The sequence below is a fragment of the Pseudomonas sp. McL0111 genome (genome assembly GCF_052567255.1).
The window spans coordinates 1,229,346-1,244,184 of the sequence record NZ_CP199585.1 but is presented as its reverse complement, the minus strand read 5'-3'; the positions used below and the strand labels follow the sequence as shown (position 1 = coordinate 1,244,184).

Here is a 14,839-nt window from a genome sequence, read left to right as displayed (position 1 = left end):
CTTCACTCCTTGAATCTGGCTATTGCGCACGCGGAAAAGTTCGACGCCGCAGACACAGCGCCGAAATTAACTCAAATTGATGACGAGTAGCTACAGGACAGCGAACGTGCCTTGCGCTTTTGCGACCAGTTTGTCGCCCTGCATCACGTCGGCTTCGACCACCAGCGTGCGCCGGCCCGGGTGGATAACCCGCGCCGTGCACAGCACCTCGCCGTCAGCGACGGCGCGGATGTAGTTGATCTTGCATTCGATGGTCGCGCTCTGCTGGTCAAAGCCATGGGTGCTGGAACAGGCCAGCCCCATGGCAATGTCGACCAGACTGAACAACGCGCCGCCGTGCAACTTGCCGCCGCGATTGCGCAACTCGGGTTCCAGCGCCAGGGCGACTTGCGCCACCCCGGTTTCCAGGCTGTGCAGGCGGCAGCCCAACAGCTTGAAAAACGCGCTCTCGACGAGCCCGGCCGGAATATCCATCAGCGTTTCTTCAACTGCTTGGCGTTGGCGAACAGCGAAGCCATGGCGTTGTTGCTCGGCGCAGCCGTCGCGGTTTCCTTGCGCGGCGCGGCGTTGCCCGAAGACTGACGCGATGCCGAACCCGGACGCGAACCACGCGCACCGTCGATTTTTTCGCCCGGGGTGTCGCCCATGCGCATCGACAGGCCCACGCGTTTGCGCGGAATGTCGATTTCCATGACCTTCACTTTCACCACATCACCGGCCTTCACCGCTTCACGCGGGTCCTTGATGAACTTCTCCGACAGCGCCGAGATGTGCACCAGACCGTCCTGGTGCACGCCGATGTCGACGAACGCACCGAACGCGGTCACGTTGGTTACCACGCCTTCGAGGATCATCCCCAGTTGCAAGTCCTTGAGGTCTTCGACGCCTTCCTGGAACTCGGCGGTCTTGAACTCAGGACGCGGGTCGCGGCCCGGTTTTTCCAGTTCTTGCAGGATGTCGGTGACCGTTGGCAGACCGAAGGTTTCGTCGGTGAATTTCTTCGGGTCCAGACGCTTGAGGAACCCGGCGTCACCGATCAGCGAACGGATGTCACGGTCGGTTTCAGCGGCAATTCGTTGCACCAGTGGATAGGCTTCCGGGTGAACGGCGGACGAATCCAGCGGGTTGTCGCCGTTCATGACGCGCAAGAAACCGGCAGCCTGTTCGAAGGTTTTTTCGCCCAGACGTGCGACTTTCTTCAGCGCTGCACGGGTCTTGAACGCGCCGTGTTCGTCGCGGTGGCTGACGATGTTCTGCGCCAGCGTCGAGTTGAGACCCGAGATGCGCGCCAACAAGGCTACCGAAGCGGTGTTCACGTCAACGCCGACGGCGTTCACGCAGTCCTCGACCACTGCGTCCAGACCTCGCGCCAGTTTCAGCTGCGACACGTCGTGCTGGTACTGACCGACACCGATGGATTTCGGATCGATTTTCACCAGTTCGGCCAACGGGTCTTGCAGGCGACGAGCGATGGACACCGCGCCACGGATCGATACGTCGAGATCCGGGAATTCCTTGGCCGCCAGTTCCGACGCCGAGTACACCGATGCACCGGCCTCGGAGACCATGACCTTGGTCATTTTCATCGCTGGATATTTTTTGATTAGCTCGATTGCCAGTTTGTCGGTTTCGCGGCTGGCGGTGCCGTTGCCGATCGCGATCAGGTCAACCGAGTGCTTGGCGCACAGGGCCGCGAGGATGGCGATGGTCTGATCCCATTTGTTGTGCGGGACGTGCGGGTAAACCGTGGCGTGATCGAGCATCTTGCCGGTCGAGTCGACCACCGCAACCTTGCAGCCGGTTCGCAGGCCCGGGTCGAGGCCCAGAGTTGCACGCGGACCCGCCGGGGCGGCCAACAGCAAGTCGTGCAGGTTGTGGGCGAAGACGTTGATCGCCTCGGTTTCAGCGCCGTCACGCAACTCGCCGAGCAGGTCGGTTTCGAGGTGGGTGTAGAGCTTGACCTTCCAGGTCCAGCGCACTACTTCACCGAGCCATTTGTCGGCCGGGCGGTTCTGATTCTGGATGTTGAATTGCTGACCGATCATGCCTTCGCACGGGTGCATGGTGCCCGGCAGTTCGTCGCCGACCTTCAGCGCGGAGCTGAGGATGCCTTCGTTGCGGCCACGGAAAATCGCCAGCGCGCGGTGCGACGGCATGCTTTTCAGCGGTTCGTCGTGTTCGAAGTAGTCGCGGAACTTGGCGCCTTCCTCTTCCTTGCCGGCAATCACGCGGGCGCTGAGAGTGGCTTCCTGCTTGAGGTAGTTACGCAGTTTTTCCAGCAGGCTCGCGTTTTCGGCGAAGCGCTCCATGAGGATGTATTTCGCACCTTCCAGTGCAGCCTTGGTATCGGCCACGCCTTTTTCGGTGTCGATGAAGCGCGCTGCTTCGGCTTCCGGGGTCAGCGACGGGTCGTTGAACAGACCGTCGGCCAGCTCGCCGAGACCGGCTTCGAGGGCGATCTGGCCCTTGGTGCGGCGCTTCTGCTTGTACGGCAGGTACAAGTCTTCGAGACGGGTCTTGGTGTCGGCAAGTTTGATGTCGCGTTCAAGTTGCGGGGTGAGTTTGCCCTGCTCTTCGATGCTGGCGAGGATGCTGATGCGCCGTTCGTCGAGTTCTCGCAGGTAGCGCAGACGCTCTTCCAGATGACGCAACTGGGTGTCATCGAGGCTGCCGGTCACTTCTTTCCGGTAACGGGCGATGAAAGGAACGGTAGAACCTTCATCGAGTAGCGCGACGGCCGCTTCGACCTGTTGTGGGCGTACGCCGAGTTCCTCGGCGATGCGGCTGTTGATGCTGTCCATAAAACCACCTGACAAATTGTGAAAGCAGGCTCGCAGGCACGGAAAATAAAGGCCCGGAGTCTGGTTGAGCGGCGTGAAGTTTGCCGCTGCCTGGGTCAAGAGGCTCCCCATTGACCCGTGAAATCGAACAATTACTGCGGTTGCCATGAAAATAATCGGCTGCCACCTGCGGTAACGATTCAGACGTTGCCTGGCACAAAACGCCGCGCATTATAACCAGCGTTCTGACATTCGGGGGCGTTGCAGTCTGTAGGCATAAACCCCGGTTTACTGGCAGTGAAGGAAAAATCTGCTAACAATGCACACGGTGCGTATAACGGCAGCTACGCCATAATGCGCGCCGAGCTAAAAGGAGCATCCAATGAGCAGCACTGCAAACAATGCTGAAGGCGAAAAAATTCTTATTGTTGACGACGATCCAGGGCTGAGCAGCCTGCTGGAACGCTTTTTCGTCAGCAAGGGCTACCGCGCCCGTGCCGTACCGAATACCGAGCAGATGGATCGTCTGCTGTCGCGTGAAGTGTTCAACCTGGTCGTCCTCGACCTGATGCTACCGGGCGAAGACGGCTTGACCGCTTGCCGTCGTCTGCGCGGTTCGAACAACCAGATCCCGATCATCATGCTCACCGCCAAGGGCGACGAGCTGAGCCGTATCAAGGGTCTGGAACTGGGCGCCGACGATTATCTGGCCAAGCCGTTCAACCCGGACGAGCTGATGGCGCGAGTCAAAGCCGTACTGCGTCGTCAAGCCGCACCGGTGCCGGGCGCGCCGGGTAGCGAAGACGAAAACGTCACCTTCGGTGATTACGTGTTGTCGCTGGCTACCCGCGAACTGAAACGCGGCGAAGAAGTGCACATGCTCACCACCGGTGAGTTTGCGGTACTTAAAGCGCTGGTGATGAACGCTCGTCAGCCGCTGACCCGCGACAAACTGATGAACCTGGCCCGTGGCCGCGAGTGGGATGCTCTTGAGCGTTCCATTGACGTGCAGATTTCCCGTCTGCGCCGGATGATCGAGCCTGATCCATCCAAGCCGCGCTACATCCAGACTGTCTGGGGCGTGGGCTACGTGTTTGTACCGGATGGCGCCGCCACCAAGTGAGTCGGTGATTTGTAGGAGCGAGTCTGCCGGGCCAGCCAATGGCCTTCTGCGCAGACTCGCAATCCGCAATATGCGAGCATTGCTCGCTCCTGCAAGTGTGTAGCGGTTATCCATGAAAACCCCTGTCTGGTTCCCCCAAAGTTTTTTCTCCCGCACCCTTTGGCTAGTGCTGATTGTCGTGCTGTTTTCCAAGGCGCTGACCCTGGTTTATCTGTTGATGAACGAAGACGTGCTGGTGGACCGCCAATACAGCCACGGTGTCGCCCTGACGCTGCGTGCCTACTGGGCCGCCGATGAAGAAAACCGCGCGAAGATTGCCGATGCCGCGACCCTGATCCGGGTGGTTGGCGCAGGCGTGCCGGAGGGCGAGCAACATTGGCCGTACAGCGAAATCTACCAGCGACAAATGCAGGCGGAGCTGGGCGGCGATACTGAAGTCCGATTACGCATGCATTCGCCACCGGCGCTGTGGGTGCGTGCACCCAGCCTCGGCGATGGCTGGCTGAAAGTCCCGCTGTATCCGCATCCATTGCGCGGCCAGAAAATCTGGAACGTGCTCGGCTGGTTCCTTGCGATCGGTCTGCTCTCGACTGCATCGGCATGGATTTTCGTCAGCCAGCTCAACCAACCCTTGAAGCGTCTGGTGTTTGCCGCAAGGCAACTCGGCCAGGGTCGTAGCGTGCGTCTGCCGATCAGCGACACCCCGAGCGAGATGACCGAGGTTTACCGAGCGTTCAATCAGATGGCCGAAGACGTCGAACAGGCCGGTCGCGAGCGTGAGCTGATGCTGGCCGGGGTTTCTCATGACCTGCGCACGCCGCTGACTCGCCTGCGGTTGTCGCTGGAATTGATGGGCGACCGCAACGATCTGACCGACGACATGGTGCGCGACATCGAGGACATGGACGCGATTCTCGACCAGTTCCTGGCGTTCATTCGTGACGGTCGGGATGAGTCGGTCGAGGAAGTCGATCTCAGCGACCTGGTGCGCGAAGTGGCTGCGCCGTACAACCAGAATGAAGAGAAAGTCCGTTTGCGTCTGGAGCCGATCCAGCCGTTTCCGCTGCGTCGGGTTTCGATGAAGCGTTTGCTCAACAACCTGATCGGCAATGCCTTGAACCATGCCGGCAGTGGTGTGGAAGTCGCGGCCTATGTGTCCGGTGACACCAGCGCGCCGTATGTGGTGCTGAGTGTGATGGACCGAGGCGCGGGGATTGATCCGTCGGAGCTTGAGGCGATTTTCAACCCGTTCACTCGCGGGGATCGTGCGCGGGGCGGGAAGGGGACGGGGTTGGGTCTGGCGATTGTGAAGCGGATCGCTTCGATGCATGGCGGCAATGTTGAACTGCGCAACCGCTCCGGTGGTGGACTGGAAGCGCGGGTGCGGTTGCCGCTGGGGTTGATGCTGCCGCGAGATGCGGTTTAAGGGCGGTCACTTCTGCCAGGGCTGATGGCCCCTTCGCGAGCAAGCTCGCTTCCACAGTTGAAATGCATTCCCTGTGGGAGCGAGCTTGCTCGCGAAGGCGGCTTGATCACCGCCAGAGGATTACGGTATTAACCCTTACCCTTGGTGCGAGTCATGTTCGGCCCGCCATTCTTCTCAAGATGCTCGATGATGATCCCCGCCACGTTCTTGCCAGTGGTGGTCTCGATCCCTTCCAGACCCGGTGACGAGTTCACTTCCATCACCAGCGGCCCGTGATTGGAACGCAGGATATCCACACCCGCTACCGCCAGACCCATGACCTTGGCTGCACGCAGCGCGGTCATGCGTTCTTCAGGGGTGATCTTGATCAGGCTGGCGCTGCCGCCACGGTGCAGGTTGGAACGGAACTCACCCGGTTTGGCCTGACGTTTCATCGCCGCGATCACCTTGTCGCCGACCACGAAGCAACGAATGTCGGCGCCGCCGGCCTCCTTGATGTATTCCTGAACCATGATGTTCTGCTTCAGGCCCATGAAGGCCTCGATCACCGACTCAGCCGCCGTCGCGGTTTCGCACAGCACCACGCCGATGCCTTGAGTGCCTTCCAGCACCTTGATCACCAGCGGTGCGCCGTTGACCATGTCGATCAGGTCAGGGATGTCATCCGGCGAGTGAGCGAAACCGGTGACCGGCAGGCCGATCCCCCGGCGTGAAAGCAATTGCAGCGAGCGCAGCTTGTCCCGTGAACGGGCGATGGCCACCGATTCGTTGAGCGGAAAAACCCCCATCATTTCGAACTGGCGCAACACCGCGCAGCCGTAGAACGTCACCGATGCGCCGATCCGCGGGATGACCGCATCGAAGCCTTCCAGTGGCTTGCCGCGATAGTGGATCTGCGGCTTGTGGCTGGCGATGTTCATATAGGCGCGCAAGGTGTCGATCACCACCATTTCATGCCCGCGTTCGGTGCCGGCTTCGACCAGACGACGGGTGGAATACAGACGCGGATTCCGTGACAGCACAGCGATCTTCATGCAACACCTGTGGAGGAGGTAGATACCGGGAACACCGGCTTGTCTTGTACATATTTAATCCCCGGATTGACCACCAACTGGCCGTCAATCAGGGCTTTGGAACCGAGCAACAGGCGATAGCGCATGGACTTGCGGCAGGCGAGGGTGAACTCGACTGGCCAGACCCGATCACCAAGGGCCAGGGTGGTGCTGATCACGTAGCGCACCTGGGCCTGGCCGTTGGAGCTTTTAATGGTTTTGCGAGTGACCAGCGGTGCTTCGCAGCGCCGGTGACGCAACTGCACCACCGTGCCCAGGTGCGCGGTAAAGCGCACCCACTTCTCGCCGTCACGTTCGAACGGCTCGATGTCGGTGGCATGCAGGCTGGAGGTGCTGGCGCCGGTGTCGATTTTCGCCCGCAGGCCCGCGACTCCCAGATTAGGGAGCGCCACCCACTCGCGCAGACCGACAACGGTCAAATGGTCAAATGTCTTCAAAGGTACTCAACCGGTAGAAACCGCTCTGGCCGCACGCGGCCGAATTCGCGGTATTCACGCAGAATAATGGTTAAAAGGCGACAGATATCTACGGCCCGGATAGCCGACCCCTCAAGCAGGTGTCGGATGCTGCGCATTGTAATCCGGGATGGTGCAATTCATGGCACGACAGAAACGGTAGTACAGTTCATCAATATTTCAGAATGAGGAAATTCCATGGCACAAAAAAGCGAAGAGGACGACAAGGTCCGTCTCGATAAGTGGTTGTGGGCTGCACGTTTCTATAAAACACGTGCCTTGGCCAAAGCCGCCATCGAGAGTGGCAAGGTGCATTGCCGAGGCGATCGCTGCAAGCCTGGCAAAGAGCCACGCGTAGGGGATGAGTTCCAGATTCGTATGGGCTTCGAAGAACGCACGGTAAAGGTTGAGGCCTTGTCGATCGTGCGTCGTGGCGCACCCGAGGCGCAGACGCTGTATGTCGAGACCGAGGCCAGTATTGCCAAACGTGAAGCGGCAGCGGCGATGCGCAAGGCTGGCGCGCTGGGCGTGAGCACCGATGGCAAACCGAGCAAGAAACAGCGACGGGACTTGTTTAAGTTTCGTGGGAACAGTAACGACGAGTAGAGCCGTAGTTGCTGTGTTGTCTGTGCCGATGTCATCGCGGGCAAGCCCGCTCCCACAGGTATTTCAGGTGTTACAAAATTTATGTTCACTGAAGATCACTGTGGGAGCGTGGCTTGCCCGCGATCGAGTGCGCAGCACTCGCCAGCAACAACGCGGTATCAGGCCGTACGCATCACACTCATCCGCGAAATCACCGGAAACTTGCCCAGCAGCCCGAAAATCGGCGCAGTAACCTTCAGCCAGAAATTCGAGGCGTGATACGCAAACGGTGTGTAGTAACCCCAGCCCAACGCCCACACCGCCAGCAATACACCGCCGATGTAATCGTCCTGACCCCAATGCGCCCCGGCTACCAAACGCGGCAGCATAAACAACAGCGCCAGGCCCCAAACCACCAGGAATTGACCAACACTACGGCTGAAAACCCCCATGAACAGCGCCCAGATCAGCAGCACCGAAGCATGATCACCGGGGAAACTCTGGCTTGAGCGATCCTTCAGCTCCCAGGTCTTCTCAAGGTGCGGGAAGTAGTCGCTCATATGCACTGCGCCTTCGAGCATCATCGACGGACTGCTGTGTTGCCAGTCCATGTAGTCGGCGAACTTGGAAAACAGCGCGCGGATCACCACCATCAGCAGCAGGATCGACAGAAAACCGAAAAAAGCCCGACGCACGTCAACGGCCTTGAACACCCAGTCGCCCTTGATCAGCAGCGTCAGCAGGATCAGTCCCACTACGATGTCGAACGGGCGCAGACTTGCAATTGCCCAGATGTGGAGCCATATGGGGTTGCTGGCCAGTGGTGCATTGAGTGAGCGAAACAGCCACTCGTCGAAAATCACACACAGCATCTGGCCCGTAGGCCATAACCAGAAAGCCAGTAGTGCTAATGGCACTACGTTGCACAAAACCAGCCGGCCGAGGTTCCACCTAGATTGGAACAAACCCGGATTGTTCATAAAATGCCTCCCGTGGCTGAACATTTCGCACCAAAACGGTGCCAAGAAGCGCCGGATTTTCATCTTTTGTAACCATTTTGTCATCACATTCAGATACCTAAAACCTATGACCGACCTTCCAGATACCGACTTTTCCCAACGCTTCATCTTCGATGACAGCGACACTCGCGGCGAACTGGTGGCGCTGGAGCGCAGCTACGCCGAGGTCCTCGCCAAGCACCCGTACCCGGAACCGGTTGCGCAATTGCTGGGTGAACTGATGGCTGCCGCCTCGTTGCTGGTCGGCACCTTGAAGTTCGATGGCTTGCTGATTTTGCAGGCGCGTTCCGAAGGCCCGATCCCGATGCTGATGATCGAGTGCTCCAGTGATCGCGATATTCGCGGCCTGGCCCGATACGAAGCCGATCAGATCGCCCCCGATGCGACCCTGGCCGACCTGATGCCCAACGGCGTTCTGGCCCTGACCATCGACCCGACAATTGGCCAGCGTTATCAGGGCATCGTCGATCTCGACGGCGAAACCCTGTCCGACTGCTTCACCAATTACTTCGTCATGTCGCAACAGGTCGGCACGCGCTTCAAGCTCTACGCCGACGGCCGTCGCGCTCGTGGTCTGCTGCTGCAACAACTGCCGGCCGATCGCCTGAAAGATGAAGAAGAACGCGCCGCCAGCTGGCAGCACATCACCGCGCTGGCCAGCACCTTGTCCGCCGATGAACTGTTGAGCCTGGACAACGAAACCGTGCTGCATCGCCTCTACCATGAAGAGCAGGTGCGTCTGTTCGACGTGCAGAATCTGCGCTTCCGTTGCAGCTGCTCGCGGGAACGCTCGGGCAATGCGCTGGTCAGTCTGGGTCTGGAAGATGCGCAGGCGCTGGTGGTCGAAAACGGTGGCAACATCGAGATCGATTGCCAGTTCTGCAACCAGCGCTACCTGTTCGATGCTGCCGATGTCGCTCAATTGTTCTCTGGAGCGGGCGTCGAGACGCCGTCAGATACCCGGCACTAAAACGGTTCAGCGTAGGTAAATTCACTGCTCAACGACGGAATTACGCCGTTACGACGGGAGGGCCCTACTCTTTTTGGGCTTTTCTGGCATAATCCGGCCCACTTTTTTCGCGGTAGTAGTGCACGACTTTCTACTACAAAACGTTTGGAGCACACTCGGCCACTGGCCGACGGGGAACCTCATGACGCAAGCCAATAACGCCGTGTACACCGATCTGAGTGTTGATGATCTGGTTAAAGAAGCCTTGAACCGCGGTGAAGGCGAGCTTGCCGATACCGGCGCTCTGGTAGTTCGCACCGGTCATCGCACCGGCCGTTCGCCAGTCGACCGTTTCATCGTTGAAGAGCCTTCCACCCAGGCTGCCATCGCCTGGGGCCCGATCAACCGCAAGTTCCCGGCCGACAAGTTCGATGCCTTGTGGGCTCGCGTCGAAGCGTTCAACAACGCGCAAGAGCACTTTGTTTCCCATGTGCATGTAGGCGCGGCGGAAGATCACTACCTCGCCGTGAAAATGACCACTCAGACTGCCTGGCAGAACCTGTTCGGTCGTTGCCTGTTCATCAACCCGGCTCAGTACAACCCGGCCGGTCGTGACGAGTGGCAAGTGCTCAACGTTGCCAACTTCGAATGCGTGCCTGAGCGTGACGGCACTAACTCCGATGGCTGCGTGATCCTCAACTTCGCCCAGAAGAAAGTGCTGATCGCCGGCATGCGTTACGCCGGTGAAATGAAGAAAGCCATGTTCTCGGTGCAGAACTTCCTGCTGCCGGCCGCTGACGTGCTACCAATGCACTGCGCTGCCAACATCGGCGAAGAAGGCGACGTGACCCTGTTCTTCGGTCTGTCGGGCACCGGTAAAACCACCCTGTCGGCCGACGAAAGCCGTTACCTGATCGGTGACGACGAACACGGCTGGGGCGAAGGCGTTGTCTTCAACATCGAAGGCGGCTGCTACGCCAAATGCATCGACTTGTCCGAGAAGAACGAGCCGGTCATCTGGAAAGCCATCAAGCACGGCGCAGTTCTGGAAAACGTCGTCATCGACGATGCCAAGCACGCCGACTACGCCGATGTCAGCCTGACCCAGAACAGCCGCGCAGCCTACCCGCTGGAGCACGTTGCCAAGCGTTCCGAGAAGAACTTGGGCGGCGAGCCAAACGCTGTGATCTTCCTGACCTGCGACCTGACCGGCGTGCTGCCACCAGTGTCGATCCTCAACGAAGAACAAGCGGCCTACCACTTCCTGTCCGGCTACACCGCTCTGGTGGGTTCGACTGAAATGGGTTCGGGTAGCGGCATCAAGTCGACTTTCTCCACCTGCTTCGGCGCACCGTTCTTCCCGCGTCCGGCTGGCGAATACGCAGAGCTGCTGATCAAGCGCATCCGCGGCTTCGGCTCCAAGGTCTACCTGGTCAACACCGGCTGGACCGGCGGTGGCTACGGCGTCGGCAAACGCTTCAACATCCCGACCACCCGCGCCGTGATCGCTGCGATCCAGAGCGGTGCATTGATCGGTGCCGAAACCGAACACCTCGACACCATCAACCTCGACGTGCCACTGGCCGTCTCGGGTGTTGAAACCAACCTGCTCAACCCACGCAACACCTGGGCTGACAAGGCTGCTTACGACGAAGCCGCGAAAGCACTGGCCGGTCTGTTCATCGAGAACTTCAAGAAGTTCGAAGTGAGCGACGCGATCAAGGCTGCTGGGCCGAAGTTGTAAGATCGGTTTTCAGCGAATGAAAAAGCCGCCTCTTGAGGCGGCTTTTTTGTGGGCATTAAACGGCACGAAATGCGGCAGCCATGTTGTCCTGCTCACGCCTCGATAGTCCCAAAGCACCCGCTACCTCCTGCCAGTTACCAATCGTAAGTCTGAAGTGGTCAATGATTGCCTCCACATCGCTTCGGCCAATCCGAAAATACTCCGCCACTTCCCTAGCCAACTCCAGATCCAGCGCGTTGTCCGCATCGGTGATATTCAGCTTCAACCCATCAGAGTGCGCCACCGGATTCATGTCATAGGCCGCAGACAGTCGCCAGCCTCGACCAGGGTCGAGAATGAAACCATGGTTACGAAGGTGGTCGTCGGTGTTGGAAACCATGATGTTGAAGACGATTCTCGACCATAACTCACGAAGATCGGCATTGGGTTGCGAACCATGCTCCATGATGACTTCTGCCAATTCCAGGTAGCTGGCACCTGTAGAGGCGTCATCACCGTCCACGCGGTCGGTCATGGTCATGGCTGAGGCAAAGTGGTGTCGGCCGCCGCGTTCGGTTCGGTCGAAGCGTTTGACCAGGAAGCAATGGTGATCGCTCGCGTAGCGTCGGGCCAAGCCGCTTGCTACGCGTAATCCGCAGTTGTCCGCCAAAGCATTCACCACCATTTCCCATCCGCCGACATCGTAATCGTCTCGCGTGCTGGGGAACTTGGCGATCCAAAGTTGGCCGTGCTCGTCGACGACGCTGGCCTTGGGTCTGGCACCACCTAGCGAGCCGCCGGGTGCGATGAGCATTCTTAGCCATTCGCGGCCATCGGCTGCCGTGTTATCCGGATCGTTTTCGAGAGCTCTGCTTGCCTGCTCCAAGGCTCGCAGCTCGACAAAGGGCGGGGCGGCAATACCGTCGCGGTCGTCGAGAAAGTTACCCTCGTCATTGAGTTTGTAACGTATGGCGCCGACGCGGAACTGGTCATGTACGCCGAGAAGATAATCGGATTCGAACAACTTGCTGTCCTTGGGAACCAAACCGTCCCGAATATCCCTTTCCAGTCGGCGTTTCATCAGCAGTTGACCCCACCGATCAGGGCTTGAGTCTGCAAAGATGCCAAAACGACTCTGATGCTGACCGGGGAACTGGCGGCCTTGAAAAAGCCCGATTCGTGGGTCTAGTGTTGTGAAATTCAACTCCGGATCGGCTAGCGCCTTCGGGTCATACTCAAATTCAAACACGTTGGTGTTACGTGTTTTTCTTGCGTGCAGAAATCCAAGACGTCTGGCGCCGTTCAACGATTCCCAGTCAGCATAAACAGCGATCAGCGTCATTTCTCACCTGCGGTGCCTGGCTTTTTCTTCTTCAAAAGTTCGGAAAGGGAGTGTGTGTTGAATGGGAAATCAGCCGGAAGTTTTGTGGTGGTAGCGGCATCGATGACGCTTGGAGTCCCCGTTTGATCAGATGCAGCTTTTTTTACCGCGCTGACGCCGCTTACTCGTTGCGGCTTTTTGGTCGGGGATCTTGATGCGGGCACTAATTGAGCATCCTGTATTTGGCGACCCGTTTCGTCGGTCGCGGCAAGCTGGTTCAGATCCTTTTCCAGCCCCAGCACCTGCATGACCGACAAATAAGCACCGATGGTTACTCCGGATTCACCCGACTCGAGATTGCGCAAGGTGGTCAGCGACATTCCTGCTCGTTCAGCGACCTGCTTGGCCGTCAACTTGCGGCGTAGACGAGCCAGCTTCAGCCGTTCGCCAAATTCGGACAGCAGTCGAGTGGAGGAAGGCAAAAGTGGCGCTGTTTTCTTGGCCATGTGGCAGTATTCCTTCATTTTTTAGCCTTAACTGCCAGAATAATAGCACTTAAGTTGAAGGTTGCCGTTTGTGGAAGATGAGCGACAGTGTTTCTGGTTAACTGCCATTATTCCAGCTGTTTTTTATATATACAGCCAGAATACTGCTACTTAAGTGCGGCACGCTTTCTATCAGCTCATCAAAAAATTTGCTCATGGTCAGTCCTGTGTTTGATCACCTTTTTCTTAATCGCTCTCAGGTAAGCCGTGAGAGCGATCCGAAGACTCAGCGTCCGTGTCGGTGAGGCTGGATTCGAGTGGGCGGTATCGATCGGTGGTGAGCGAGTTCCATGATTTCATTGTTCTTCTCTCTCTATAGGCGTTTCAAAAGCCACCACCACCATGATCAAACGATGGGAGGCGGACTTTGTTCGGGTTGGTCAACCAAGGAGAGAGATAAACCCTAGGTACGCCGAAGCGTCCCAAACACAGCCGCCATAAAGCGTGCCGCACATATAGAAGGCGGCAAGCATACAAGGGCATGCGCAGTTTCTCTCTCAATTTCAGGTGACCAAACCCGAGTCGCTGATTTGGCAGCGACAGTCACGACTATAGGTTCGAGCTAACGAGCAGCGATAGAAGATAAGGTGGCTGGGCTTGTAGGAACGGGCCGAAGATTCGATAGGCAACGACTGTCGGATTTTTCGTCCGGTTCACCCGGCTCCACCTCAACGAATATGCCGATACGCAGCAAGATCCAGCACGCTGGTCGCCAACCCGGTATCCGGCGCATAAATCCCGCCCTTCACCGACGAAAAACTCACGCCTTTGCTGCCCAGCGAAACATAGCGTTCGCCCTGATCCAGTTCGGTGAACCAGGTATAGGAATTCTTTTCCATCGCCTTGTATTTCGCTGCGTCCTTGACCATCGCGTCGCCACAGACTTTGAGGTCGGCGTCGGTCAGATTCAGTGGATTGGTCAGTGGAGTGCCCCAGCGCTTGAGGCAAATCTCGGCAAAGTGGCGAACGAAACGCCCCGGCTCGGCGAGTACTTTTGCACCTGCAACACCATCGGCGGAAGCGTTGCCCACCAGGGTGGCGTGGCGACCGGGGATGGGGAAGATGTGGGTTCGAGTGCCTGTGGCGGTTTGCGGGATCACGCAGCTGAAACCTTTGGAGCGTTCATCCCGGGCGTAGAAGCCTACATACTCTTTGACGTTGGCGTTAAGTTTGACTCGTTGCTCCTGAAAGTTGCCGATACCCGGTACAGGGTCAATCGCAAAGATATTGACCGGAATGTTTTTCAGTGCGTTGTCCTTGAACATTGCGTTGGCCAGCATGTGGCAGCTGATACCGCCGCGACTCCAACCTACCAGGTTTACTTGAGTTGGAATAATTCCATCTTTGCGAAAAAGTTCGATGATCTTTTCCTGTAATTTTTGATTGGTTACGCTGCGATCACCGTAGTTATATTTACGCCAGAACCACGACCCTTCGGCTTTTACATCTTCAATGGGAATGCCGGCCGCTTTAAGGCGGTTGTATTCGGTTTCGGACAATTGCTCGCGCTGCCAGTCGCACTTGCCTTTGATGATGTTGACCGCGTGCAGTACGTTTTCCTCCCAGCCCTTGCCGAACAGCGTGCCACTTAGGCCGTAGTCAGCGGACTTGGTGAACAGTTCGTCGGCTTGCAGGTTGCTGGTGCCGGGGCCGTCGACCACGATCCATTCCGCGAACTCGCGACCGGAATGGTGCGAGGCGAGGGTGGAAACCAGTTCACCATTCCAGAAGTTTTCATTAGTTGTATCGAACTTGGTAGAACCGGTGCCACAAAAGAATATAGTTAATGTAGTCATGTTGTTGCTCTCTATTGAAGTAGGAGCAAACTAATGTCGATGGT

Annotated in this window: 13 protein-coding genes; 5 read left to right on the top strand and 8 right to left on the bottom strand. The window is 57.9% G+C overall.

The window, feature by feature from the left end; genetic code table 11:
• Window positions 1-90: 90 nt before the first annotated feature.
• Window positions 91-474, bottom strand: coding sequence for a PaaI family thioesterase (locus tag ACTWLJ_RS05650; protein ID WP_401211030.1), 384 nt, complete (start codon window positions 472-474; stop codon window positions 91-93).
• Complete coding sequence (locus ACTWLJ_RS05645; RefSeq protein ID WP_445180160.1) at window positions 474-2,801, bottom strand: Tex family protein; 2,328 nt, start codon at window positions 2,799-2,801, stop codon at window positions 474-476. Before ACTWLJ_RS05645 ends, ACTWLJ_RS05650 begins: the two co-directional genes overlap by 1 nt.
• 361 nt (window positions 2,802-3,162) lie before the next feature.
• Between ACTWLJ_RS05645 and ompR the strand changes: the two genes are divergently transcribed.
• Window positions 3,163-3,903 (top strand): osmolarity response regulator transcription factor OmpR, encoded by a 741-nt coding sequence (gene ompR, locus ACTWLJ_RS05640; protein WP_401211035.1) that lies wholly within the window; start codon window positions 3,163-3,165, stop codon window positions 3,901-3,903.
• A gap of 112 nt (window positions 3,904-4,015) precedes the next feature.
• Complete coding sequence (locus tag ACTWLJ_RS05635; protein ID WP_401211037.1) at window positions 4,016-5,329, top strand: ATP-binding protein; 1,314 nt, start codon at window positions 4,016-4,018, stop codon at window positions 5,327-5,329.
• 128 nt (window positions 5,330-5,457) lie between these two features.
• Here ACTWLJ_RS05635 and rimK read toward each other — a convergent pair whose 3' ends face one another.
• Window positions 5,458-6,363, bottom strand: a complete 906-nt coding sequence (gene rimK, locus ACTWLJ_RS05630; protein ID WP_007949201.1) for a 30S ribosomal protein S6--L-glutamate ligase — start codon at window positions 6,361-6,363, stop codon at window positions 5,458-5,460.
• Window positions 6,360-6,839: a retropepsin-like aspartic endopeptidase RimB gene (gene rimB, locus ACTWLJ_RS05625; protein ID WP_445180159.1), complete on the bottom strand. Its 480-nt coding sequence runs from the start codon at window positions 6,837-6,839 to the stop codon at window positions 6,360-6,362. The genes rimK and rimB overlap by 4 nt, the downstream gene beginning before the upstream one ends.
• 216 nt (window positions 6,840-7,055) lie before the next feature.
• Here rimB and ACTWLJ_RS05620 point away from each other — a divergent pair, with 216 nt between their 5' ends.
• The gene (locus tag ACTWLJ_RS05620; RefSeq protein ID WP_401221469.1) at window positions 7,056-7,463 is read left to right on the top strand and encodes an RNA-binding S4 domain-containing protein; all 408 of its coding nucleotides are present in this window, start codon (window positions 7,056-7,058) and stop codon (window positions 7,461-7,463) included.
• Between the two features lie 158 nt (window positions 7,464-7,621).
• On the opposite strand, the gene ACTWLJ_RS05615 is transcribed toward ACTWLJ_RS05620, so the two are convergent.
• Entirely contained in the window at window positions 7,622-8,422 is an 801-nt protein-coding gene (locus ACTWLJ_RS05615; RefSeq protein ID WP_445180158.1) for a phosphatase PAP2 family protein, read from the bottom strand.
• A gap of 106 nt (window positions 8,423-8,528) precedes the next feature.
• Between ACTWLJ_RS05615 and hslO the strand changes: the two genes are divergently transcribed.
• A complete protein-coding gene (gene hslO / locus ACTWLJ_RS05610) occupies window positions 8,529-9,431 on the top strand; it encodes an Hsp33 family molecular chaperone HslO (protein WP_401221463.1) in 903 nt (300 codons plus the stop codon).
• Window positions 9,432-9,612: 181 nt separating this feature from the next.
• Window positions 9,613-11,154, top strand: coding sequence for a phosphoenolpyruvate carboxykinase (locus tag ACTWLJ_RS05605; RefSeq protein WP_445180157.1), 1,542 nt, complete (start codon window positions 9,613-9,615; stop codon window positions 11,152-11,154).
• Between the two features lie 55 nt (window positions 11,155-11,209).
• Here ACTWLJ_RS05605 and ACTWLJ_RS05600 read toward each other — a convergent pair whose 3' ends face one another.
• The 3 genes from ACTWLJ_RS05600 to ACTWLJ_RS05590 form a co-directional block, all read right to left on the bottom strand.
• Window positions 11,210-12,475 (bottom strand): type II toxin-antitoxin system HipA family toxin, encoded by a 1,266-nt coding sequence (locus ACTWLJ_RS05600; RefSeq protein WP_401217998.1) that lies wholly within the window; start codon window positions 12,473-12,475, stop codon window positions 11,210-11,212.
• Window positions 12,472-12,960, bottom strand: coding sequence for a helix-turn-helix domain-containing protein (locus tag ACTWLJ_RS05595; RefSeq protein WP_445180156.1), 489 nt, complete (start codon window positions 12,958-12,960; stop codon window positions 12,472-12,474). The genes ACTWLJ_RS05600 and ACTWLJ_RS05595 overlap by 4 nt, the downstream gene beginning before the upstream one ends.
• Window positions 12,961-13,667: 707 nt before the next feature.
• Window positions 13,668-14,795 carry a hypothetical protein gene (locus ACTWLJ_RS05590; protein ID WP_445180155.1) on the bottom strand — a complete coding sequence of 376 codons (1,128 nt, stop codon included), beginning with the start codon at window positions 14,793-14,795 and terminating at the stop codon, window positions 13,668-13,670.
• Window positions 14,796-14,839: the final 44 nt, after the last annotated feature.